Annotated in this window: 26 protein-coding genes and 1 tRNA gene; 9 read left to right on the top strand and 18 right to left on the bottom strand. The window is 34.9% G+C overall.

The genetic code is table 11. The features are described from left to right. Positions 1-15 precede the first annotated feature (15 nt). The 3 genes from O5635_RS02060 to hisA form a co-directional block, all read right to left on the bottom strand. Positions 16-573 carry a thylakoid membrane photosystem I accumulation factor gene (locus tag O5635_RS02060; protein WP_036902859.1) on the bottom strand — a complete coding sequence of 186 codons (558 nt, stop codon included), beginning with the start codon at positions 571-573 and terminating at the stop codon, positions 16-18. 37 nt (positions 574-610) lie between these two features. Further along, on the bottom strand, positions 611-2,209 hold the full coding sequence (locus O5635_RS02055) for a DUF3685 domain-containing protein (RefSeq protein ID WP_152557318.1): 1,599 nt from the start codon (positions 2,207-2,209) through the stop codon (positions 611-613). A gap of 125 nt (positions 2,210-2,334) precedes the next feature. Further along, the gene (hisA, locus tag O5635_RS02050) at positions 2,335-3,102 is read right to left on the bottom strand and encodes a 1-(5-phosphoribosyl)-5-[(5-phosphoribosylamino)methylideneamino]imidazole-4-carboxamide isomerase (RefSeq protein ID WP_036902864.1); all 768 of its coding nucleotides are present in this window, start codon (positions 3,100-3,102) and stop codon (positions 2,335-2,337) included. Positions 3,103-3,197: 95 nt separating this feature from the next. On the opposite strand from hisA, the gene O5635_RS02045 reads away from it, so the two are divergent. After that, the gene (locus tag O5635_RS02045; protein WP_036902866.1) at positions 3,198-4,115 is read left to right on the top strand and encodes an NAD-dependent epimerase/dehydratase family protein; all 918 of its coding nucleotides are present in this window, start codon (positions 3,198-3,200) and stop codon (positions 4,113-4,115) included. On the opposite strand, the gene pgsA is transcribed toward O5635_RS02045, so the two are convergent. After that, a complete protein-coding gene (gene pgsA / locus O5635_RS09405; protein WP_072013279.1) occupies positions 4,072-4,617 on the bottom strand; it encodes a CDP-diacylglycerol--glycerol-3-phosphate 3-phosphatidyltransferase in 546 nt (181 codons plus the stop codon). The two genes, O5635_RS02045 and pgsA, sit on opposite strands and share 44 nt — an antisense overlap. 239 nt (positions 4,618-4,856) lie before the next feature. Here pgsA and O5635_RS02040 point away from each other — a divergent pair, with 239 nt between their 5' ends. The 3 genes from O5635_RS02040 to O5635_RS02035 are packed head-to-tail and all read left to right on the top strand — an operon-like array spanning position 4,857 to position 6,620. After that, complete coding sequence (locus O5635_RS02040; RefSeq protein ID WP_052043019.1) at positions 4,857-5,498, top strand: PCC domain-containing protein; 642 nt, start codon at positions 4,857-4,859, stop codon at positions 5,496-5,498. Continuing rightward, positions 5,495-5,734 carry a DUF6737 family protein gene (locus O5635_RS09400; protein WP_420063646.1) on the top strand — a complete coding sequence of 80 codons (240 nt, stop codon included), beginning with the start codon at positions 5,495-5,497 and terminating at the stop codon, positions 5,732-5,734. Before O5635_RS02040 ends, O5635_RS09400 begins: the two co-directional genes overlap by 4 nt. Beyond that, positions 5,727-6,620 (top strand): GNAT family N-acetyltransferase, encoded by an 894-nt coding sequence (locus O5635_RS02035; RefSeq protein WP_269607792.1) that lies wholly within the window; start codon positions 5,727-5,729, stop codon positions 6,618-6,620. Before O5635_RS09400 ends, O5635_RS02035 begins: the two co-directional genes overlap by 8 nt. Before the next feature lie 2 nt (positions 6,621-6,622). Here the strand turns inward: O5635_RS02035 and O5635_RS02030 are convergent, their stop codons facing one another. The 3 genes from O5635_RS02030 to nth form a co-directional block, all read right to left on the bottom strand. After that, positions 6,623-6,808 (bottom strand): hypothetical protein, encoded by a 186-nt coding sequence (locus tag O5635_RS02030; RefSeq protein WP_036902874.1) that lies wholly within the window; start codon positions 6,806-6,808, stop codon positions 6,623-6,625. A 25-nt stretch (positions 6,809-6,833) separates the two neighbouring features. Next, positions 6,834-7,502, bottom strand: a complete 669-nt coding sequence (locus O5635_RS02025) for an SDR family oxidoreductase (protein WP_036902877.1) — start codon at positions 7,500-7,502, stop codon at positions 6,834-6,836. Between the two features lie 68 nt (positions 7,503-7,570). Next, entirely contained in the window at positions 7,571-8,224 is a 654-nt protein-coding gene (nth, locus tag O5635_RS02020) for an endonuclease III (protein ID WP_036902879.1), read from the bottom strand. A gap of 165 nt (positions 8,225-8,389) precedes the next feature. Between nth and O5635_RS02015 the strand changes: the two genes are divergently transcribed. Continuing rightward, positions 8,390-9,460: an ABC transporter ATP-binding protein gene (locus tag O5635_RS02015; protein WP_036902882.1), complete on the top strand. Its 1,071-nt coding sequence runs from the start codon at positions 8,390-8,392 to the stop codon at positions 9,458-9,460. A gap of 312 nt (positions 9,461-9,772) precedes the next feature. Beyond that, entirely contained in the window at positions 9,773-10,327 is a 555-nt protein-coding gene (locus O5635_RS02010; RefSeq protein ID WP_036902883.1) for a ferritin, read from the top strand. A 4-nt stretch (positions 10,328-10,331) separates the two neighbouring features. Here O5635_RS02010 and O5635_RS02005 read toward each other — a convergent pair whose 3' ends face one another. The 3 genes from O5635_RS02005 to O5635_RS01995 all read right to left on the bottom strand — a co-directional run bounded on the left by O5635_RS02005 (position 10,332) and on the right by O5635_RS01995 (position 12,557). After that, on the bottom strand, positions 10,332-10,610 hold the full coding sequence (locus tag O5635_RS02005; RefSeq protein WP_036902885.1) for a hypothetical protein: 279 nt from the start codon (positions 10,608-10,610) through the stop codon (positions 10,332-10,334). A 4-nt stretch (positions 10,611-10,614) separates the two neighbouring features. After that, positions 10,615-11,208 carry a helix-turn-helix domain-containing protein gene (locus O5635_RS02000; RefSeq protein WP_036902888.1) on the bottom strand — a complete coding sequence of 198 codons (594 nt, stop codon included), beginning with the start codon at positions 11,206-11,208 and terminating at the stop codon, positions 10,615-10,617. Between the two features lie 290 nt (positions 11,209-11,498). Beyond that, complete coding sequence (locus tag O5635_RS01995) at positions 11,499-12,557, bottom strand: chlorophyll a/b binding light-harvesting protein (RefSeq protein ID WP_036903685.1); 1,059 nt, start codon at positions 12,555-12,557, stop codon at positions 11,499-11,501. Between the two features lie 211 nt (positions 12,558-12,768). On the opposite strand from O5635_RS01995, the gene O5635_RS01990 reads away from it, so the two are divergent. Then, positions 12,769-13,506: an AhpC/TSA family protein gene (locus tag O5635_RS01990; RefSeq protein WP_052043025.1), complete on the top strand. Its 738-nt coding sequence runs from the start codon at positions 12,769-12,771 to the stop codon at positions 13,504-13,506. Positions 13,507-13,696: 190 nt separating this feature from the next. Here O5635_RS01990 and O5635_RS01985 read toward each other — a convergent pair whose 3' ends face one another. Both O5635_RS01985 and O5635_RS01980 read right to left on the bottom strand, forming a co-directional pair. Next, on the bottom strand, positions 13,697-14,485 hold the full coding sequence (locus tag O5635_RS01985) for an ATP-binding cassette domain-containing protein (protein ID WP_036902892.1): 789 nt from the start codon (positions 14,483-14,485) through the stop codon (positions 13,697-13,699). Positions 14,486-14,585: 100 nt separating this feature from the next. After that, positions 14,586-15,923: a Rieske 2Fe-2S domain-containing protein gene (locus O5635_RS01980; RefSeq protein ID WP_036902897.1), complete on the bottom strand. Its 1,338-nt coding sequence runs from the start codon at positions 15,921-15,923 to the stop codon at positions 14,586-14,588. A 915-nt stretch (positions 15,924-16,838) separates the two neighbouring features. Between O5635_RS01980 and O5635_RS01970 the strand changes: the two genes are divergently transcribed. Next, the gene (locus O5635_RS01970; protein ID WP_036902899.1) at positions 16,839-17,900 is read left to right on the top strand and encodes a chlorophyll a/b binding light-harvesting protein; all 1,062 of its coding nucleotides are present in this window, start codon (positions 16,839-16,841) and stop codon (positions 17,898-17,900) included. A gap of 159 nt (positions 17,901-18,059) precedes the next feature. Here O5635_RS01970 and O5635_RS01965 read toward each other — a convergent pair. From O5635_RS01965 to O5635_RS01950, 5 genes are all read right to left on the bottom strand, one after another. Beyond that, a tRNA-Met gene (locus O5635_RS01965) sits at positions 18,060-18,136 on the bottom strand. Positions 18,137-18,183: 47 nt separating this feature from the next. Next, positions 18,184-19,161, bottom strand: coding sequence for an asparaginase (locus O5635_RS01960; protein ID WP_036902901.1), 978 nt, complete (start codon positions 19,159-19,161; stop codon positions 18,184-18,186). Beyond that, positions 19,158-19,670 (bottom strand): CGLD27 family protein, encoded by a 513-nt coding sequence (locus O5635_RS09395; protein WP_036902904.1) that lies wholly within the window; start codon positions 19,668-19,670, stop codon positions 19,158-19,160. The genes O5635_RS01960 and O5635_RS09395 overlap by 4 nt, the downstream gene beginning before the upstream one ends. After that, positions 19,651-20,010 (bottom strand): ribosome silencing factor, encoded by a 360-nt coding sequence (gene rsfS, locus O5635_RS01955; RefSeq protein ID WP_036902907.1) that lies wholly within the window; start codon positions 20,008-20,010, stop codon positions 19,651-19,653. Before rsfS ends, O5635_RS09395 begins: the two co-directional genes overlap by 20 nt. After that, on the bottom strand, positions 20,003-20,638 hold the full coding sequence (locus O5635_RS01950) for a DUF3318 domain-containing protein (protein ID WP_036902908.1): 636 nt from the start codon (positions 20,636-20,638) through the stop codon (positions 20,003-20,005). The genes rsfS and O5635_RS01950 overlap by 8 nt, the downstream gene beginning before the upstream one ends. A 119-nt stretch (positions 20,639-20,757) precedes the next feature. Between O5635_RS01950 and carB the strand changes: the two genes are divergently transcribed. Continuing rightward, a complete protein-coding gene (carB, locus tag O5635_RS01945; RefSeq protein WP_036902910.1) occupies positions 20,758-24,069 on the top strand; it encodes a carbamoyl-phosphate synthase large subunit in 3,312 nt (1,103 codons plus the stop codon). 11 nt (positions 24,070-24,080) lie between these two features. On the opposite strand, the gene O5635_RS01940 is transcribed toward carB, so the two are convergent. Further along, positions 24,081-24,305, bottom strand: a complete 225-nt coding sequence (locus O5635_RS01940) for a DUF6447 family protein (RefSeq protein ID WP_036902912.1) — start codon at positions 24,303-24,305, stop codon at positions 24,081-24,083. Positions 24,306-24,325 lie beyond the last annotated feature (20 nt).

Below are 24,325 nucleotides of genomic sequence, written 5' to 3'. Positions count from 1 at the left end.
TAACTGTTAAAGATTTTATTTTCGTGGATCAGTATATCCATCTTTAGAGGCATCACTATTATATTCATTAAAACTTTTAATTGTAATAGTAAAATCAGGTGTATTCAAACCTGTAGATTTTGTTATGGCTTGATTTATTTCTTCAATGGAAACCTGTCCTTCTTTGTCAAGTTGTATATTGCCCTCTCCATCGAGTACGACAATCTGAGGAATATTCCCATGCCAATAAAATGAAGGATTCGTTGGATCTTTGGAAGCTTTCTGGTCTAGTTCGTCTGTAGTTAAGGGTAGTAAATCAATAGATGAAGTCCAGAGTAATTTTAGTCCTGATACGACAGGCGCGAATTGCTTACTATCTGCACTATCATCTAAATAAAAAACTATTACTGAGGTTCTATGATTCTTGAGTGACTCAGCAATAGTTGACTGTGGAGGAACTAGTGAGCCATTCCCTGCATAAATCGGAAATATATTTCCATCAAAACTGTTAGTATCTCTAGCTGCATTTACTGGTATGGCTAAATAGAATATAACTAAAAGCGATGATAATAACGAAGTTAAATTTTTAATCATTTTATAGACATAATAGAATAGACGAAGTAAGGATTGCTTATCTATTGATTGTTCTACCCATACCTTGTGCAATTCCTTTACCAATAAGTCCTATAGCACGGCCTAGGACGTTTGTTAGCAATACAACCATTAAATCTCCAATATGCTTAACAATAGACTGCACTTGGGGAGATAAAGCATCTCTAGTTTCAACTAGTAAAGTTACTTGTTTTTGAAACCAGGGCAACTCATCCAATTCATTGTCTCTAGGCTCAGTTATTGTGAATGATTCGATAGAACTCTTATTCAATCTATAGAGCTGGCGCTTACTCTCATAAAGTTGAACTGGTCTTTTGAAGAGTTCATTAATACGATCTTGTGTATTTAACTGATTCCTAAATCTTTCTAGTTCTCTAGTAGAAATTAATTGGTGTTTTAGGATGTATTGTCTTAGAGCTGACCATTCATAACAAGTATTTAGAAGTTCGCTGCTTACAATATCTGCTGTTCTAATTAACCAGTTAGAAATAAGTATTTCTATTTTTAATAAAGCTTTTGGATGGTCTGATGGCAAAAATTGTCCGTCAACTAATAATGGCTTATCCAATACTAACGTATCAAGCATATTGTCTGGTTTAGGTAATTCCGAATCGCTTGCATCTAAGGAAACCATATCATTTAATTGGTCAGCTATGATTACACTATTACCTTTATAATCTGCCTTAGAATATTCATCTGCAATGTCTCTTAAGGTTTGTCTTCTGAGAACCTCCTGCAATAAATTCCATTCAGTATATAATTCATCTCCTTCATACTCACAACCCTTGAGTTTTGAAATAAGCTTTTCAAGTTGTTTTATAAGTGACAAGTAGAGGGCTCGCTGTTTTCTTGAAATTAAGGCCTCGGAAGCAAATATAGTATTAGTTTTATTGAGCAATTCATGATTTAGTGACTGCCTGATCCTTGCAAATATTGTTTCTCTAACTGTAGTAGATTCTGTGTTTGGTAATGTTATATCAGTATCATAATCATTATATGGGTAGTCATTTTTGCTTGTATCAACCTCAATCTCACTAGATAAAGAAATAGGCATTGGTCCCCAAATCCATAGCAGTAAATTCTTAGCTGCTTTTAATTCTCTCAATCTAGCGTTTACGATTGATCTGTTTAAAATATTACTTCTTGCTCTTTCTTTTATACAATTTAATTTTGCAATGTCTTTATCTATATCAGTGATACCTGATTTTATAAGGAAGTCAAGAATAGGTGAGTTCAGGGAGGCTTTGGTCTTTGAAACATCAAACGCATTTGTTAATTTAATCACCCTGCCGCCATTTAAAAGTGTTTGTATTGATGAATTTAGAGTTGCAATATCAGGATCTTGGACAATACCCTGACAATCAAGCTCTAATAAATTGCTTGGAGGTATTAAAAATTTAGAAGGGAGAATTATAAGGGTTGGTGATTTACTCCATCTTCTTGAAAGTCTTTTAATTTCTATTTTAATATTCTCAGGTGACTCAATGGTGTCTATAGACCAAATTACTAATGAGGGGTTCCTTGTAAGAAGATCATTACTAAGTACAACATTAATTCCAGGGTTACCCGAAGATAATTGCTTTGCTAAACTTTCACCAAGAAGAGATGGCGCTATCAATAGGATCTGAGTGTTTTCCTCCTCTTTCAAATTTTCACCTATATACTTCTAATTAGAATTTAACGACTATTCTTCTAATATTCCAGTCCTAATCATGTAAGTTTCAATATCCTTGAAAAAGAATATCAAGTATTCAGAGAAGAATTTGCCTGTGTATCCTCTAAATCGATATTTGATAAGACTTTTATAGCTTCTGATAAGTCAACTTTCTTATCGTAGAGTGCTCTTCCAACAATAACTCCATCTACACCAAGTTTTTTGAAAGGAAAAAGTGAAATAATATCTGATAAGGACCCAATTCCACCTGAGGCAATTATCGGTATTTTAGTTGATGAAGTAATTTCTCTAAGGCTTCTCAAATTTGGACCATTTAATGTCCCATCAGTTGATATATCTGTATAGATAATCGCTGAAACCTTAGAATTTGAGAACCGTGCAGCCAAATCGATTGCTTTCACTTGGCTTTCTTCAATCCAACCTCTTGTTGCTACTCGTCCATCTCTTGCATCAATCCCAACAATAATTTTCCCGGGGTAATCATTGGCAAGTTTCTCTACCTCTTCGGGATTTTCTATTGCAACTGTACCTAATATAACTTTATCAATTCCATAACTTATTAGTTCTGAAACTCTATCTCTGCTTCTGACCCCTCCGCCTACCTGTATTGGGATATCAATATTCTCTGCAATTGATCTAATAGTTTGGTTGTTTTGAGAATCTCCAATTTTTGCACCATCTAGATCAACCAGATGCAATCTCTTTGCTCCAAGTTCTTGCCAAGTGATTGCTTGATCAACTGGGTTACTACTAAATTTAGTTACTTTAGAATAGTCTCCTTGAATTAGGCGAACACAATTGCCGTCCAGCAAGTCAATAGCTGGGATAATATCCATAATAGAAAATGTATCTTTATCTATCCTGCATCTTCAAGCAACTTTTTGGTTACCCATAACGCGCTTCAATAGATAAGTTCATTTGCTTTAGGGTTTTGAAGATTCTTGTTATGGGAGGAACTCGCTTTGTTGGAAAAGCATTAATTCAAAAATTCGCAGAGGAAAATCATGATATTTTTATATTTACTAGAGGAAGAAATGAACTTCCTGGTTTTGCAGAACATATAAAAGGGGATAGGGACACAGACGATATTAATAAATTAAATGGAATGAAATTTGATGTAATAGTCGATAGTTCAGGTAGAGAATTAGAGCAGACCAAAAGAGTTATTCACCAAATTGGCTATCCTAATAATAGGTTGATTTATATAAGTTCAGCTGGAATTTATTCATCTAATTATAAATTGCCTATCAAAGAGGATGATATGCTAGATCCAAATAGTCGACATATTGGAAAGGCCAAAACAGAGCAGTGGCTAAAAAGAGAAGGTATTCCCTTTACTTCTTTTCGTCCCACATATATTTACGGACCTAATAATTACAACCCTATTGAAAAATGGTTCTTTGATAGGATAGTGAATTTTAAGCCAATCCCTATGCCTGGGGATGGAAATATTATTACCCAGCTAGGTCATGTTGAGGATTTGGCAATTGCTATTAATTTAAGTATAAGTAATAATAAAACTATTAATGAATGCTACAATATTAGTGGAAAGAAAGGTGTTACTTTAAAAGGGCTTATTTACGCTGCAGCTAAAGCTGCAAATATATCTCTTGACGATTTAGATATACGTTCCTTTGATTATACAGAATTGGAACCTAAAGCCCGAAAAGCATTCCCTGTTAGGCTCAATCACTTTTTAACTGATATTTCCAAAATAGAAAATCACTTGAGGTGGACACCATCCTACACATTGGAGAATGGATTAAGTGACAGTTTTAATAATGACTATGCTATTTCTGCTGCAACTAATCCTGATTGTTCTTTAGATAATTCTTTAATCGGGGATTGATATATACTAATGCCGAAATGACACTTGTATATAATGAAAGCCAATAGAAAAGAATACCTATATTTTGCAAGTTAAGATTAGACTCTAAATCTATATTAAAAGGTAATATCAAGAAAAATATTGAGCAAAATTGAAAAAAAGTTTTAATTTTGCTAATAGGAATAGATGGTTGACCACTCTTTTCTGAGGAACGTAGAAGAGTAACAGTCAACTCTCTACTAATTAGTAACCATAGAGACCAGAATGGTATTATCATATTCTGAGTTAGCCAAAGGTATATAAGTATTACTAACAATTTATCCGCCAAGGGGTCTGATACGGCTCCGAATTTCGAAGTACACAGAAATTTTCTCGCAAGATATCCATCGAAGAGATCAGTTAATGACGCAATTAAAAATAAGAACCAGGCAATGGTTAAATTATTATTATTCAAAGCTATACATATTGGTATGGTTAAAAAAATTCTTGATAATGTAATAAAGTTGGGTATGGATGATCTCAAATGTTGTAGCCTCCTGAACTAAGAGTGATTTATTCTAAATGAAAACCAGTAGTAATTTACTAATTTTTGATATCTATATTGATTTATATTAGATATCGTGGGATAATTGATTATGTGACCTTCTAATTTATGACAGTATTCTTACTACTTTTTCTTCTCGCATCATTGTTCGCGATGGTTTTCATCGTCAAAAAGCTTGAACAGAATTAATAAAAGCAAGTAAAAACCTTATTCCCAATATGCCAAATATTACACTTATAAATTCAACATCAGCATTTGATCTAGAATTAAAGCCTGGAGATGATATTAAGGAAGAAATAATAACTATAACAAGCCAACATGACCTGACTGGATACATTGGAGGAGTTGTTGGCAATCTATCAAAGGCAACATTTAAATGTCCAGCCACAGATCGCAATTCCGTTTCAGAAGGTAATCTCGAAATAATTTCGTTAAATGGAACATTTTCTGGCTCTACTTGTCATTTGCATTTAAGCTTTTCAGACTCGGAATGTAATGTATTTGGTGGGCATCTAGAAAATGGTTCAATTGTACTGAAGTCAGCAAATATTCTTTTGTCTATTTTAGATAAATCAACTATTAAGAAAGAACAGCATATTTCTAAACATACTGGTAAGACACGTCTTCAACTTGCGATAATTTCTAACTGTCCATGGTCCTCCAGAGCAATTAGAATATTAAATTCAAATAATGTACCTTTTGACTTAGTTAAAGTAGATAATGACATTGCATTTAACTCTATTAAATCAAGAAGTAATTCTACAACTTTCCCTCAATTATTTCTTGATGATAACTATATCGGTGGTTACCAGAAACTTAGCCAACTTTTAGATTCCGGCCAAATTAGCTCATTAAAATGACTTTTCCGACTCACAATATTTCTTTTTGGTCGGGAAAACCTTTTTGGTGTAGACCATGGTCAATACTATTAACAGGTCTTGTTATTATTATTTCCACTTATTTTTTTATAGAAATTCTATTTGTAGATATTTTAATCACCTCACTAATTATAATATGGTGGGTTTTATTTTTGTATTATGTTCCCAAAATATATACTAATAGTTTGGACTCAAGTTCCAGCATAGACAATGAATAATAATAACTTTATTATTAGAACACTCAAGTTAACTGATATTAAAACCATTACTAATTGGGCTAGAAACGAAGGTTTTGCCCCTGGAATTGGAGATGTAAGAATCTACAAGAATACAGATAGTCAAGGCTTATGGGTAGGTTGCCTATGTGATAAGTTGATAGGCTCAATTGTAGGAGTAAAGTATAATAAATCCTATGGTTTCCTAGGTTTATTCATTGTTCAGAAGGAATATAGAGGGAGAGGTTATGGTATCAATCTATGGAAACATGTACTAGATAAGTTAACTGATATAGAATGCATTGGCCTTGAAGCTGCTCCCGACAGAATTACTGATTATTCCTATTGGGGTTTTAAATCATCTTCGAAAACTACTAGATGGCAATTTATTGTAAACAACAAATCTGTGATTAATCAATTAAGGTTAACTACGGATATTTCCGGGTTGGTCTTATTACAGGACTCTGAAATTACAGATAATGTAATTCAACAATACGATGCAAATAAGGAACCTACCCCTCGTCCGCATTTCTTATCAGATTGGTTATTTCATACCTCCGGTACTGTTCTAGCTCTGGTAAATAGTGAAGGCAATTGTTTGGGATTTGGCAGAATAAGAAAATGTTTATTAAAGAAAGGTATAGGTTGGAGAATAGGACCACTTATCGCAGATACCCCTGAATTAGCTTCAATATTGATACAATCCTTTCTTGTTAGGCATCCTGGTATTGTTTTAATAGATACTCCTGGGCTAAATCCAACAGCAAACAAATTAATGAGTTCACTAGGCTTTACTTCGATTTCGCATACTGTGAGAATGTATAAAGGGAGTCAACCTCACATAACAATGAATGAAATTTATGGACTTGCTTGCTTAGAACTTGGCTAGTTTTACTCCCTTAATAATTTTTTTTCTGCAGATAATTCCTCTTCAAGTTGATTTATAAGTTTGGCGACTAAAGATTGAAACTCTGGTTGGCAACCTTTAAAGGCTGCTTTATGCCTAATATGCTCGTTTCTAGTTCTTAGATCCGTAAGCATTAACTGAAGTGAATCTATCTTTGGACTTGTTTGCATCTTAAAATTTATTGACTTGTTTATATTATCCTTGAAATGATTGTATGGCCTGCTTCATTGAAATATTCTTTATATCCTTTGAGCTTGTAATCTCAATAATTTGATTTATTGATTCCTGAGTTTTTAGTGCTTCTATACAACTCTTAGCAACTAGTCTCCTAGGTATATATCCCTCTTCTTGAGTATTTGCTTCAGTATATAAAATTGATAGATTCTTTAAATTATCTTCTTGTTCGTTTAATCCTCCAGGCCTAATAATCGTCCAGTCTAATCCGCTCTTTTGTAATGCTTTCTCTCCTATGGCTTTGAACAAGAGGATGAATCCAAAGAGATTTAAAGGATGTATTAACCTTCCGGTACATAATGAGCTAACCAAAATAATTCTCTTAATCCCTACCCTTTTACAACTTTCTACTTGATTTGAAACCCCTCTAGCGTCAATCTTGCATGGACCGGTAAGGTCTATGCTAGGTCTAGCACCTGTTGCGATAATGAGTGAATCGCAATTTTGAAGAGCTTGATCTAATGATTCTTTCGAAAAGATTGAAATTTCTACTTTCTCTTCTGAAAGCAGGGATTCTGGCAATACAGATCCAGCTCTAATTAATAATAAAACCTTGTAATTATTCTTTATTGCTTCTTCCGCAATTCTATATCCAGTTTTTCCCGATGCTCCACTGATTGCTATTTTCATTAACTTGATTGAATTAGTCTATTTCTTTTATTATAGTAACAATTGAATTAAAAGGTTAGATTTCTTGGTTAAGCCTTAAGTGTTTTAATTGGTTGCCTTCGTTTAGGATATAGTTCTGTACAAATTGGGCACTCTAAACCATAACACGATCTTGCTGTGCAGTATTCTCTCCCATAATAGATTATTTGGAGATGGAGTTTATTCCATATATTTATAGGAAATAACTTTTTCATATCTTTTTCAGTTTGTGTAACACTTTTCCCAGATGTAATTTTCCATCTCTGGGCTAATCTGTGTATATGTGTATCGACAGGAAAGGCTGGTATCTTGAACGCTTGCGAAATTACAACACTAGCCGTTTTATGACCTACCCCTGGTAATAACTTTAATTCTTCAATATCCCTTGGCACATTGCCAGAATACTTCTTAACTATCATTTTGGATAATTCAAGTGCGTATTTTGCCTTTTGTTTGGCAAGGCCTAGTTGTTTTATATACTCGTATATTTTTATTTGACTCAAACGACACATTTTCTCAGGACTATCGTATTTACAAAACAAGTCCTTTGTAACTTCATTCACCTTCTTATCTGTACTCTGAGCACTTAGCATTACAGCTATTAGTAATGTGAATTCATTGCTATGATCCAAAGGAATAGTTGGGTTTGGATAAAATTGATCTAATCTCTTGATAATTACTGCAGATAATTCTTCTTGGCGCATTTATATTATTGATAATTTCTAATTATGACGAGTTAATTCTACCATATAGAAAACGTAAGAAAATATAAAGTTATTTTTCTATTTTTTATATTGTTTACCTTCTCTTTTATACAGTATATATTATTATAATTACATGGTCTTATACTTCATTTCTCTTTTTTGACAGTGCCCGATATTCATCTAGGTATAGATAATGTAAGCCATAAGTATGGTCAGTCCGCTAATACTGAGCACGTAATTAGATCAATTAACCTCTCTTTGATGAGGGGTGAACTTCTAGGCTTGTTAGGTCCTTCTGGTTGTGGCAAAACCACTTTGTTGAGAATAATTGCTGGTTTTGAAAGACCACTCGAAGGATCTGTCACTTTAAACAATTCAATTATTTCATCTAGTACTTACGTTCTTCCACCTGAACAACGTGATATTGGAATGGTGTTTCAGGATTATGCTTTATTTCCCCATTTAAATGTTTGGAAAAACGTATGTTTTGGTTTAAAGCATAGAAAAGATACCCCACGAGCTTCTTGGCTTTTGGAACTTGTAGGTTTAGAACATTTAAGAAATAAGTTTCCTCATCAGCTTTCTGGTGGCCAACGTCAACGTTTGGCTTTAGCCAGAGCATTGGCACCTGGTACTTCCTTACTAGTTTTAGATGAGCCTTTCTGCAGTCTTGATGTTGAAGTAAGGCATACCTTACGGAATGTATTGTCCAACGTCCTAAAGTCTTGCTCTGCCACAGCAATTCTTGTTACTCACGATCCGCAGGAAGCATTAGGTATTTGTGATCGTGTTGCTGTCATGAAGGATGGAACTTTGCACCAATGTTCTTCTCCCTCCGAAATGCTTTCTAAGCCAGCTACTCCTTTTATAGGGAAATTTGTTTTCCAAAATAATATTATTCCTATTGATTTTGTAAATTCATCAATTTCTACACCATATGGAACAGTTATTGTTAAACCTCATCTGCTTGTTGATACGCCAAGGTTTCTAATGTTTGACGAAATGTCATTAGAAATAGTTCCCAATAACACTGGTTTAGGACTTGTTGAAAGTAAGGAATTTCGTGGATCCTATTGGATAGCTAGAGTTAAGGTAAATAATGAAATTCTAAGAGTTTGGCTTTCTCTAGATACTGATATCAAAATAGGAGAGCATTGTGATATAAATTTTGTTTCTGGAAAATATAGCTTTTTATATCCTGGCTGTATTTCTTGTATTTTGAAATCTAATGCTTGAAGACTTTACAACTTATTTATTTCGCACAAATACATTTTCCTCCTTTCCAATTCGAACACTTCTTCTTTTTGCATTGCTTTTTTTTATTTTTATAGAATATATTATTGCCTAATTTAATACTTAAAATATGATGTTTCATTATTTAGAATAAGCCTTCATAAAAGCTATTGAGTTTCATTCTCACTTTACAAGTATCTCTTTATATTCAGCATGATCCAATACGAACTGTCATTTTATTAATTATCTTGTATTATTTGAACAGATTCACATACTTATCACCCTAATACCTACATATTTTCCCCCTTTTAAGCCATGAATGACATAGCAACCAAAACTCTTTCAATAAACTCAGGGCCTTCTGGAAGAGCTATGGCTCAACCAATGGAAACTTCATTAGTTGAAGCCCTATATCAACATTTAAGTATGGAGCGTAACGCTAGTGCGCAGTACTTTGCTATTTCTCTATGGTTCGCTGAAAGAGAATTCCGAGGTTTTTCTCACTTCTTTAAGCATGAAGGTTTAGCAGAACATGAACATGCTTCTAATTTTGCTAATTATTTAATAGCCAGAGGCCAATCAGTACAACTTAATGAGGTGATTGCTCCTATTCAGAAGTGGAATTCTATATATGACGTTATAAGTCATGCTTTTCAGATGGAAGCAGAAGTAACTACTTCACTGCACCAGATATATTCAATGTCAGAAAGAGCTTTAGATACCCGAACTAATGTTTTCCTTGACCCAATAATAGATAGTCAAACAAATTCCGAGGATGAATTTGCTTATATCTTAGGTAAAGTCAAATTTGCAGATGAACAACCATCTGCCATTTTGATTATTGACAATGAGTTGGCTAATAAAAAATAAAAATTTAAGCTGCTACTTTAAGTGGTCTTCTACATAGTTCTAAGAGAAGTAGAGTTGATAAACCAAGTGTTGTTGATTTTAGGCTAAAACTCTTTGCAATATTTTTGAGTTCACTTTGTCGTTTGGTTAATAAGAATAGTTCTTGAGATAACCTCTTCTTTAGATTTTTATCATGGCAACAATCAAGAGAATTAACAATAGAGGTATATCTAAACCTTAGTTGGTCTACCTCTCTGCAAAGACTGCTTATTAACGAATCAGAAGTTTGGAGTGTATTTCTCATGTTATTAAAGGGTTAAAGGAGCTGCTTCTACAAATTCAGGAGCCAAGCTTATTGTTGTTTCACCTGTAGGGACTAATAAAAGATCTGCTGATCTAAGGCGACTGATTAACCTTGTTGATGTGACTCTTGTTGAGCCAATTAACTCCCCAATACGTTCGTGAGTAAGACGAAAAGGTAACTGACACCAGTCACCGCATCTTCTGCCCAATCTATTGACTAATAATGCTAATAAAGCTTGAAGTCTTTGTTCAGCATTACCTAAATGTCTAATTCTTAATAACTGAAGTGTCCATTCGTTAACTGCGTCATAGCCATTTGCCTCAGAAGCTTCAGTGTCACTTTTAAAGCAAAGTGGAGTTAGAGCTTCTACGCATATTCCTTCACTGCACAATCTAGCTGTTCTTAATTGATCTCCATTTTGAAGAAAGGCCAATGTCATTCCTTCAGTTTCCTCACAAGGACAATAAACTCTCGCTATTCCATCAAGAACTTCTAGACAGGAACCTTCTGACCTTGCTGAAGGGTCTATTAGTACTGTTTGACCTGGTGTCATCCTTACTTTTGGAACGGGACCATCAGGGAGAAACCTGTAGTTCATTTATTCAAATTCTTTGCAATTGAGAATCCATATCAAATTACATTAACGGGTAGCCTTTTTGCAACCGATTCTCAATAGCAACAAGTCAATTGAGATTTTACGTAAATTTTATACGTAGAATTAGGTTTTTTTATACATTTATGTTTGAGAATCGAAATTTAAATTGGAATCAATTGCAAGACGTTTTTTTTAATTAGGCAGTTTATCTGATCTATTCTTTCTTCGTATAAAAAAAGGGTCCATAAAGGACCCTCAGGAGAAAATAGCAATTGTATTGATGGAGTAATTTTCTAACCGGCAGTAATTTTCGCGTCTTCCATATTGTCAAAAGCCTTTCCGACTCGTCTAAAGTCAAATCCCATTCCTCTTAGAGCGTGCCATAAATGGCCTTGCAGGTAAAAGAAACCAAGGAAGAAATGAACATTAGCTAACCATGCACGAGATGTATGCATAGTGGCCGGTAGGTCTGTTGCTGTGTCAGCAAAATAAGGTGCGAATTCGAACTGTAATTTAAGGACTTCGCCATAAAGATCAGTTGGGTAAATAGTGGTATTTGTTGAACACCAAAATGCTGCTACAAATGCCATATAAGCTACTCCCGCTAGTGAATACGAGAGAACCGATTCGGCAGATAACAGTCCTTTACCTTTAAATTCAGTGTATTGACCATATTGCTTAGTAGCTATATGGAATGCGCCTCCAATGATCAGGAAGAATGCCAAGAAGGCATGACCACCCATTACATCTTCCAAACTGCTAATAGAAAGGAAGTCTGCTTGGTGATTCCAAATCATTCCAAGGTCAAGATTGTAGTTAACAGTTCTGGTAACACCCTGAGTGGAATCATAAATTCCGTGGATTCTTGCCCATTCAACAAATTGAATGTTACCAAGCCCAAGAAATATTAAATGATGGCCAAGAATAAAGGTCAACCTGTCTGGGTCATCCCATTCAAAATCGAACTTTTTGGCTCTTGATCCTTCTGGATAACTTCCTAGATCACCTTCATATCTCATTGAATGCAATAGGCCACCAGCACCTAGAACACCAGAAAAAATAAGATGCAAAACAGCTACGACTGTACAGCCATAGGGTTCTGTGATGACTCCATTTGAAACACCTCCAATACCTAGACCAGCTATGTGAGGTAGGCAAATTAAATGTTGATTACCCATCGGTATAGATGAGTCGTAACGAGCTAGCTCAAAAAGAGTGAAGGCTCCAGCCCAGAACATCATTAAGCCTGCATGAGCAGCATGAGCGGCTATGAATTTTCCTGAACGGTTTGTTGTCCCTGAGTTGCCTGCATACCATGCATAGGTAACGTTAGGGTTCCCGTAGGTCTGCACGAGAATAATTTTAAACGGCTTTATAAAATTATTTGAAATTTGAACTTTAACTATTCGCATTTCACATTGTTTATCACTAATGTAGTTTTTATACAGGGCAATGTATTTATCAGCTATTCCCTGTGTCTAATATCATTCAGAGCTATGTTAATTGCCGCTAATTACTGAAATTTCATCTTTTACAACGTATTAAATTTACTCTGTCAGACAATTGAACAATTTATCTGGTACTGCAATTAAAGAAATCATTGGCGGATTTTTTCCAGAAAGTATTTCCTCGAAATTAAACCTATATATTCTTTTAGGTGTTTTTGGAGATTTTGATAGCATTGAGTATGCGCAATCATTAGTACCCTTTCTTGATGCAATAGATAGAGCAGGGATAGACATGTTAGTAGTAGGTATAGGTGATGAAAAAGCAAAAGCCAGTTTTTCGGAATATACTTTATTTCCCAAATCTAGACTCAGGAATGTTAGCCAAGCCGATATTCATGACAAGCTCGGCCTAGAAAAAGGATTGAAATTTACTCGCTATCCTTTTTTAAATTTGCTTTTAATGTGTACTGGTATTAAATCACCTGGAACAATTCGTGAAGTAATAAGAGGTTACACTGGAGACGATAATGCTAATAAACTTTTTAGGGATGATGACATTATAAGCTTTAGCAAATTAATTGAATTTAAGGCAAAAAATTTTAAGCTGATTAGCAAAAAGTCAACTCTTAGGCCCTTTGAGCTTTCATCATTACGTCTAATGAATATGATTGAAGTTCTGAGCAATTGGTCAGACTATATACCTAATATTACTGATATTACTCAAAGAGGAGCCACCTTCCTGATAGGAGAAAAAGATGAGATTTTATATTCATATAAATCTAAGGCACTTTTAGACTTCTCTGAAAGAATGCAAAGACCATTATTTTTTCTTGATAACATATTAAATAATTAACTATGCCTGGTAAAAGATGCCAAAATTGTGGCTCTAACACATTAATAGCAGACAGAGCTCTAGGAGGAAGGCTTATATGTTCTAATTGCGGTTCTAAAAATATAGTTTCTGATATTAAGATTGTCAGATCAAAAAAACTCTTTTTTTGTCTCATCCTGCTTTTTGTAATCTTTATATTGATAATTCTTGCTTAGGTATTAACAGGTGTTGCATGCCAGAATCCATTGATTTTGGATACTTCTAAATTATAATCATAGAGATGACTAAGAATGTCTGATGTTATCACTTTTTCTGGTTTATCGTCGGCAATTATAACTCCTTTTTTTAAAAGAATAACTCTATGTGTGACATTTAATATGCAGCCAATAGAATTAGTGGTGTATAAGAGGGAAATTCCACTTCTAGAGATTTTATTTAGCATTAGTATTATTTGAAAAAAAGATTTTAAATCCAAGAATGATGTGGGCTCATCTAAAATAAGTATATCTGGAGAATTTATTATTGATCTAGCTAGTAATACTCTCCTTTTTAAACCATCGGATAGTTCTCGAAAATATTTGTCAGATATTTCCAATTGGTGAGTCTCTATAATATTATTTAAGGTATATATATGATCAGATGTTATCAGTTCGGGATTAATAAGTCCAAAAGTGCCTTGAAAACCAGAAAGTATTACGTCCTTCGCTAAACAATTCTCTTTTATCCGATCCTGAATATCAGTTAACAAAAAATTAATTTTGTTTCTGAAATCCCAGATATTCAAATTAGTCGAACCACATACTTTGATCTCGGAACTTTTCTTATATAATGGATACTTTAGTTTTGTAATTGCCCTTATTAATGTGCTTTTTCCTGAACCATTGGGGCCTAATATTGCAGTATTCTGATTGTAATCTAGTTTTAAATCTAAATTTTTAATTATAGTCTTGTTGTTAAACTCTAAATCAAGGTTCTTTATCTCTAGCCAATACTTATTCATAAAAGTCTTTGACTCCAAATTATATATAATTGCCAACTACTAAATAAAAATATTAATAGGTAGAGCCAATTAAGCCAGGCAGGCCTTCGATTTTGACTCATTAAAGAATTAATATAATAAGACCTATCGGTATTAGTAACCTTAGAAGAAGATTTGCATATATATCTATTTTGTTTTGTTTATCTAGCTTTGTGTTCGCTGGTGGATACAACATTGATATGTCCTGAAACACAGTATTAGTATCTGCGTTTGTTGGATGTAATTGCCAGGGTTGATCTATAGCCGTTGAATTTTTGAACCAATCCCAATAGTATTGAACCATTTTATCTTCACCTAACAATTTAACATTATCTTTTTCTACATAACCCATCTGATTATTATAGGTCTGAGTTCTTAAAATCATATAATCCTCTGAAAATACTTTATAAAATACTCTGTGTTGAAGTTGCCTAAAGAGTAATATGTTAGTAAGCACTTTATTTTTCATAAACTTACGATAATGTCTTACTATGACTCTGGATTGATTCTTTGAAAGTGGGATATGATCTAAGACTTGTATATACCTAGAATCCTTAGGTTCTCCCTTATAAATGACTATTCTTCCAGGAGGTAGAAATTTTATTCTAATAAATTCACCTTTTTGTTTATCCTTATACTTATATTTACTTTCAATCTGATCTTTCTCTTTGGTGATTTCTTGATTGAAACTTGTAATAACTTCCCTATTTACATCATTATCTGGAATTGTATCTCCATGAACCCAAAATAAATGCAGGATATCAAGATGATTTTCGATAATCCTCGCCCAATCACATTTAAAGTCGACACTTACCTCTTCATAAGCATAATCATTCTCTTTAAATCCATAAGAATCTATTAAACGGGATTCTAAACTATCTTTTACATCAAACTCGCTTAAATTTGTCTTAGCTCTTCCTGTATAATATATATAGATATAGTTGCTTACCTCCTTGCATATATATTGATATAAGTGAATCTTTGAAGCGTAGTTATCATAATTTTCGTCTACAATATGATTACAAGTTATTCTGCTTAGATTGGTACATTCACCGTTGGACGAAAAGCGTGCTCCATGATATGGACAGACTAGTTCTCCATTAACTACCTCACCATCGATAAATGAGGCGCCTCTGTGAGGACATAGATCCTTTACGCATCTAAGATTACTTTCTTTATCTCTATATATAATTAAGGGCTCATTATACATAGTAAAAAAATAAGGTTTATTTCCGTCTTTTAATTGCGTTGTAGTACAAACGGCATACCAGCCTAATAGTCCATTCTTTAATTGATTATTTGGCTTTGATGAGTTAACTTCTAACCTTTTCTGATTATTTGATCCCGATAGAGTTTTATCTATGGATTTTTGTGTTCCAATGTTGACCTTTTTAAATTGTGCTACACCTTCTTCGCTCATGGTTTGATGACCATTTATTAAAGCCAGAATTTCTGGCTTTAAGAATAAATCCGATACTACCGTACACCACGAAATAGGTGGGGATAGAAAGCTGAATTAAAAAGATCTGTAGCTTCATTAAACACTTTTGTTATATCAATCTTTTCTTTGTTTCATTTTGTATGAATATCACAAGCTTTTAAAATTATATGCTGAGAGTTACTTGGAACTTTTAGCAGGGTTTCGTGCTCTCGATATAGGTAGTAGCATCGTCTAATTCATTGAAGAACTTGCAGGAGCCTAGGTAGCATCCCAAGTACCTCATGAAAGATCTTTTCCCTCCGGTAAGCTGGTACTTATGTATTGTCGCTCCATGGGTTGAAGTGAAGACAAGCTCTGGGAGTGTTTTCATTTAAAAGAATATTTTCCCAAAATTGCGCTTATCTTACTTTTGAGCAATAGGTATTTTTCACTATTTATCTATTCTTAACTTTATTTTTACAGCAGCTCCTTCTGCTTTGAGTAAACATTGTGGCCGTAAATTTCCACATTATTTACTAAATATAAATAGAAATAGGATAAAACCCTTATTTTCACGACCTTTAGGCCTATACGCATCATCAAGTGTTATAATCATATATTATTACGATTTTAGTCTAATTATAATTATAGCTACATACTTATCTTTTTTTTTATCAAAACTAATTTGTAAGAAAATATACTAAGTGTTGGGCTTTAAGTATATTTATAGGTTAAATTAATATCAAGTTCTTGTAAAACTTGAATTCAACAATTCAGTCTTGGATAGGAGATCAATCAATCTTAACTTTTTTTAATAGATGGAATTGAGAACATATTCAATTAAGCGATGTAAATTTTCTCCCTTGTTCTCGCAACTTTTGTATATCTTGGATCAGTATTTTATTACATATCAACGTGCAGACCTACGGAGACCCAAACGTTTCCTATGCATGGTATGCGGCAAATGCTGGTGCAGTTACTAACAAATCCGGCAGATTTATTTCCTCGCATATTGCGCATACTGGCCTGATTTGCTTCGGAGCCGGTGCAAACACTCTCTTTGAACTAGCTCGTTACGACGCCTCATTGCCAATCGGACAGCAAGGCCTAGTTGTATTGCCTCACCTAGGAGGACTAGGAATAGGTGGCATTGCAAATGGCGTTTTCACTGACACTTATCAGTTGTTGGTTGTAGCTATACTTCATCTCATTCTTTCCGGTGTATACGCAGCTGGTGGAATGCTTCATGCCTTTAGGTATGAAGAAAAGTTGGAGAATTATCCTGAATCTTCAAGAGCTAACAAATTTAAGTTTGATTGGAACGATCCAGACAGACTTACTTTTATTCTTGGCCACCATCTTCTCTTTTTAGCAGCTGGAAACATACAGTTTGTTGAATGGGCAAGAGTTCACGGAATTTACGACCCAGCAGTTGGTGCAGTTCGTCAAGTTCAGTACAACCTAGACCTTGGAATGATTTGGAATCACCAAGCAGACTTCCTTTCTATTAGCAGTTTGGAAGATGTAATGGGTGGTCATGCCTTCTTGGCATTCTTTATGAGTATTGGTGGTATCTTCCATATTCTTACCAAGCAATATGGCGAATACACAGCTTTCAAAGGTAAGGATATCTTATCTGCAGAGTTCGTTCTTTCAACATCATTAGCAGGAGCTGCTTACACATCATTCGTAGCTGCTCTTTGGTGTGCAACCAATACAACTATCTACCCTGTAGATCTTTATGGCGAAATCCTTCAGTTTAAGTTAAGCGTTGCACCTTATTGGGTTGATACCGACACTTCACTAGCTGCAGATGCTCATACTGGTCGTGCATGGTTGACTAATGTTCATTACTACATTGGTTTTGTATATTTACAAGGTCACTTCTGGCATGGACTTAGAGCTCTAGGCTTTGATTTCAGAAGCATCACTAAGTTGTTTGACAACTTTGAAACTTCAGCGACAAAGTTAAACTAGTTTTAATATCTAAATCTAGTTTTCTATAAAATAAAAAAGTCCTGCATCAGCAGGACTTTTTTTTTTGGATTTACCTTATGTATTTCCAAACATGTGATTTTTGGTCTTACTAAATATTTACCAAAAACCAAAAAAGCCTGTCTTAGACAGGCTTATCTTTGGTGGCGGGGGGGAGATTTGAACTTCCGACCTTCGGGTTATGAGCCCGACGAGCTACCAGACTGCTCTACCCCGCGACGATGTATTCAGCATACATGGTATTGAATGTCATCAGGGTGAAAATTCAGGTTTCCTGAAAACGCAAATTGCCGTGAACTTCAAGTTGAAGGCCAGGCCACATCTTAAGGAATTGGTTTTCTAATTCATCTAAACCAGTAGGCGTAAGCCAATCAAGCTGTTTTAGAAGATGAAGTGCTACAGCGTGCTTCGCTCTTTTAGATCCATCCTCAGCTTTTATTGCTATTCCCATGCCTTCAGAATATCTGCTTAAGCATTGAATACCCTCCGCTCCCCCTTTGCTGATTAATTGGCCATGCGCTCTGGTTATCAACTCTGTATCAAACCTTTCATGACCAGCTATCAGGAATGGATTAGATAGTATTGCTCTATTTATCTGTTCTAAATCTGCATTTTGCGAACTGCTTAATTTGGCGTATAAGCTAGCCATTTGGGACAACTTCATTATTAGTGTTGGAGCTCCACAATCATCCCTAGCAGATACCAATTCATATTTGGATATACCCAGTAATTCTGATAAGCGACGGGAAATTTCGTCTTGAAGTGGATGAGAAGGTTCTAAGTATGAATCTGTAGGCCAATTCATTTTTTTGCATGTGGCAATGAATGCAGCATGCTTTCCTGAACAATTATGTTCTAACTTACTTTTTTTTCCATTAGGTACTGGACATTGCAATTGCTCCACTTCTATATCGGAATTCCATAGAATTTTAAAAACCTCTCTTGAGTGTTCCACAGAGCCTGAGTGTGAAGCACATGCAATTGCTATGCCCTGATCAAAACATTTAACCTTTTCAGCTGTACCACTACTAACGAAGGGAATCGCTTGAAAAGGCTTTAGGGCTGATCTTATAAAGGTGGAATATTCTGGGTTACCTGCCGCCATAAGAGTTCTGCCTTTATCATCACAAACAACTGCGTGTACTCTATGAATTGATTCAACATCTGTACCCCTTACAAGCTTGACTTCAATAGGTTCTATTTCTCTATTTGTTTTACTGGTATGGGAAAGATTCTTATTCATACTAATTTGTAAATAAACCCATAGGAAATGATCAAGGCAATAAAAGTAATAATAATATTCTTAATAAGTTTATATAGATAAGATAACACCGGACTTACTTCAAAGGAAGCTATAAGCTTATCTCTATCCTGCATATCTTTCGTTTTTACCCATTTTTGCCCATCGTGCCAATCTGACTCCTCATATTCTATATGTCTAAGATATAATCTATTATGTATGTAGTTCCATACAATTATTTGCCTAATTAACAATAATATAGGAACTATAAGTGAACTTATACATGTTAAAAATATTAATTGCATTAAGTGGGATTTTAGGTATGCACTAGCATTATAAATTATGCAAAAAATAGGAAATATAATAATGTAAGAAAGGAAGAGGAGCTTGATAAAAGCAGATTTATCTAAAAGAGGAAGTTTTAAAAACCATGAATTACTAAATTCTTGGTATTCATGAAGAGGTATTTGGCCAGAAGGCACAGGGCAATAATTAGCTGGAGAGTTGCTCATATGAATCTATTAATAGTCCATTACTCCAGAATGACTCCAATTCATAATAACTTCTTTCTTTAGGTTGAAAGATATTAATAATCACTTCCCCATAGTCTAGTAGAGCCCATTTAGCTTCTTGAATTCCTTCTTTTCTCAGCGGTAAAAGATTTGCCTTATTAGCTAAGCAATCTTCTACAGACTTACTTATCGATCTAACTTGGACATCTGATAGCCCCTCAGTAATTAAGATCCATTCTGCAATACTCGAAACCTTGTCAATATTAATTAACTTGATATTCTTAGCCTTTTTCTCATCACAAGCTTTAGCAGCGAGAAACAATATTTCTTTACTATCCATAAACATTTTCACTTGTAATAGATTCTCCCGACCCTTGCTGTTCTGCCATTTCTGCTCGTGCCTTTTCTGCACTTCTCCTTAAAGCATCAAGTCTATTTTCATAAAATGATCTTTGCTTCTTCTTCCGTGTTTTATCAACAAGCTCCTTCAAAGCACCTCCGAGACTCTTATATGCATTAGGTACGCTATAACCGAATCTACAAGCTAAATCAATAGCTCTTTCATCAGCTGAGATAGCGTCTTGCAACCTTTTTTCTGAATTATTTTTTAAATAAAGTCTGTAGCCAGCAAAACCTGATAAGCCTAAAGCCATCAGAAGAAGTAACCCATCCTGAACCCACAGTTCACCAATTGCGCCCCCAAGGCCAATAGCAAGAGCTGCCATTTCCCATCCATCTCTTGGGATAGTGTCATTTTGAATACGTCCTACTTCATGCCAAAAAAGTAGGTTTCTGTGATCTTGAGCCAAAAATTCCCATTGCTCTAGATCGAGTTGTATTTCAACCTCATCACTTCCAATTTCTTCAAGAGTGATTAAAGGTGGATCTATAGCGGCTGAAGCCTCTATAAACACCCAACTTTGATTTTCTGGTGGCAGCAACGCTTTCAGTCGCTGAAGCTCGCTCATGGTTCTTGTTTCAAAGTTAATCAACTTAGCTAGTATTTATATTGTAACTAGCTTTGGAATGGCCGATTTAAGTCAGCTATTTGTGAAGCTAACCGATTTAGAGCAAATTATTAAAGCCAATGCCACGGCGTAAAGATATACGTCGCATTCTCATTCTAGGTTCTGGTCCAATTGTTATAGGCCAGGCATGTGAATTCGATTATTCAGGTACTCAGGCTTGCAAAGCCTTAAGACAAGAGGGCTATGAGGTTGTATTGGTAAACTCAAATCCGGCTTCAATAATGACTGATCCGGAAATTGCTAATAGAACCTATATAGAACCCTTATCCTTTGATGTAATTAAACAAGTTATAGAGGTAGAAAAACCAGATGCTCTTCTTCCCACTATGGGGGGGCAAACAGCATTAAATATCTCAGTTGAACTAGCAGAGAAAGGTGTCTTAGACCAATTCGAGATAGAACTGATTGGAGCAGATTTGACCTCAATCAGAAAAGCAGAAGACCGACTTCTTTTCAAGGAGTCAATGAAAAATATAGGTATTGCTGTTTGCCCATCAGGTATAGCTTCAACTATTGACGAATCTATAAATGTAGGAAAAGAAATAGGTTCTTTCCCCAGAATAATACGACCAGCATTTACTTTAGGTGGAAGTGGTGGAGGAATTGCTTATAACCAAGAGGAATATGTTTCTATTTGCAAGCAAGGGCTAGAGGCTAGCCCAATGAATCAAATTCTTATCGAAAAATCACTTTTAGGCTGGAAAGAATTTGAACTAGAGGTGATGAGAGATATTTCAGACAATGTTGTGATCGTATGCAGTATAGAAAATTTAGACCCAATGGGTATTCATACAGGAGATTCAATTACAGTAGCTCCTGCACAAACGTTAACTGATAGGGAGTATCAAAGACTTAGGGATTATTCTATAAAAATAATAAGAGAGATAGGTGTAGCAACTGGAGGAAGCAATATTCAATTTGCAGTAAACCCACTCAATGGTGAAGTAGTTGTTATAGAAATGAATCCAAGAGTAAGTAGATCATCCGCCTTAGCAAGTAAGGCAACCGGTTTCCCTATAGCAAAAATAGCAGCATTATTAGCAATTGGATATACATTAGATGAAATAACTAATGATATAACGGGCAAAACCCCAGCATGTTTTGAACCTACTATTGATTATATAGTGACGAAAATCCCTCGTTTTGCCTTTGAGAAATTTGGAGGTAGTTCTAATATTTTAAATACCTCTATGAAGTCAGTTGGAGAAGCAATGGCGATAGGAAGGAGCTTTGAAGAATCATTCCAAAAGGCAATAAGATCACTAGAGATTGGCTTACACGGATGGAGCAGTAATGACAATGATCAACTAATACCTATAAAAGAAATTGATAAAGTTTTAAGAACACCATCTCCAGAGAGAATTTTCGCAATAAGAATGGCAATGTCACACGGGAAGACTGACCAAGAGATAAATAGTGTTTCGAACATAGATTGCTGGTTTCTTTCCAAGCTGAGAAATATCTTTAATGCTGAAAAAAATATTCTTAGTGGTAAACAAATATCACAGATAAGTGAAAATGAACTCTTTGAGCTGAAACAGTTAGGTTTTTCAGATAAGCAAATATCACTGTTGATAGATGTGGGCGAATTTGAAGTCCGATCTTTAAGAAAAAAATATAATGTAGTGCCTACATTTAAAACTGTAGATACATGTTCAGCGGAATTTTCCTCGTCAACACCCTACCATTATTCTACATATGAAAGACCTTTAAAGCAATTAATTAATAAAGACATTATCGAAATAAAGGAAACTTGTAGAGAGGTAGACGTAAGCTCCAATAAGAAAGTTCTTATTCTTGGTGGAGGGCCGAATCGAATTGGTCAGGGTATAGAATTTGACTATTGTTGCTGCCACTGTTCATATCAATTCCAAAAGGAGGGATTCTCTACGATAATGATAAACAGTAACCCAGAAACAGTATCAACTGATTATGATACAAGTGATATTTTGTATTTCGAACCACTTACATTAGAAGATGTATTAAATATTATTGAATATGAATCTCCTGAAGGAATAATTATACAATTCGGTGGTCAAACACCATTAAAACTAGCAATGCCAATATTAAATTGGCTTAATACAGCAGAGGGTAGAAAGACAAAAACAAGAGTGTTAGGCACCTCGCCAATATCTATAGATCGTGCAGAAGATAGAGAACAATTTGATTTGATACTCAACCAATTAGGGATAAGGCAACCCAAAAATGGAATAGCTAGATCAGCGATAGAAGCCCTCGAAATAGCAAAATTGATTTCTTATCCTTTAGTAGTACGTCCATCTTACGTTCTTGGTGGTAGAGCTATGGAAATTGTTTATGACGATGCTGAATTAAGGAGATATATGAAGGAAGCAGTTAAAATAGAGCCTGAACATCCCGTTCTTATAGATCAATATTTAGAGAACGCAATTGAAGTTGATGTAGATGCTTTATGTGATTCTAACAAAGAAGTTATTATTGGTGGATTAATGGAACATATAGAGCCAGCTGGTATACATTCAGGAGATTCTGCCTGTTGTTTACCTTCAGTTTCTTTAAGCCAGAAATCTATATCTATAATTAAAAAATGGACAAAGTCGATATCTCTTTCTCTTGATGTACTAGGTCTAATTAATTTACAATTTGCAGTTCAAAAAGACCTTAATGGAAACGAGCAAGTATTTATTATTGAAGCAAACCCAAGGGCATCAAGGACAGTACCATTCGTCTCCAAAGCAACGGGGATTCCCTTGGCAAGAATTGCCTCAAGTCTAATGTCAGGCAGATCACTCTCTGAGCTTGGAATAAACAAAGAACCGCAACCACCTCTTCAGGCAATTAAAGAAGCAGTAATGCCATTTAAGAGGTTTCCTGGAACAGACAGTGTACTTGGACCAGAGATGAGATCCACCGGGGAAGTAATGGGATCAGCCTCATCTTTTGGTATGGCGTATGCAAAATCAGAACTTGCTGCAGGGGAAGCTCTTCCTGTATCAGGAGTTGTATTTTTATCTACACATGATAGGGACAAACAATCATTAGTAATCGTCGCTAAAAATCTTATTAATCTCGGATTTAAATTAATAGCAACTTCAGGAACATCAAGTTACCTTAAACGATCTGGAATAAACGTGGAAACGGTCCTTAAGGTTCATGAAGGTCGTCCAAATATAGAGGACCTTATTAGATCAGGGAAAATACAATTAATTATAAATACACCAATTGGGAGGCAAGCAGCATTTGATGATAAATATCTTCGCAGAGCAGCGTTAGACTATTCTGTACCTACTTTGACAACAGTGGCTGGGGCTAAAGCGGCTGTTGAAGCAATAACCGCACTTCAAAAACAACGTATAACAATAAATGCCTTGCAAGATATCCACAGAATTTAACTCTCATTTACTTAAATAGGATTTATCTCCTTAAGCTTTTCATTTAATTCTCTTGCCATAGATTGCCTGCCAAAAGCTAGGACTTTAAGAGTATCCTCATGAAGTCTAAGTTGATTATCAGCTACCTGTAATCCTTTGATGAGTTCTTTGATATCGTTAGGTAATGTTTTAATTTCATATCTTTTTCCTTCAAAAGTTAAAATTGGTTCAGAATCGTTAATTGGCACATTATCCATGGTTTAAGTTAATGATTAGA

Origin of the sequence: Prochlorococcus marinus str. MIT 0919, from assembly GCF_027359375.1 — a bacterium.
Taxonomy (GTDB): Bacteria; Cyanobacteriota; Cyanobacteriia; order PCC-6307; family Cyanobiaceae; genus Prochlorococcus_D.
The sequence above is the reverse complement of the archived record's forward strand: the minus strand, read 5'-3'. Positions and strand labels throughout refer to the sequence as shown.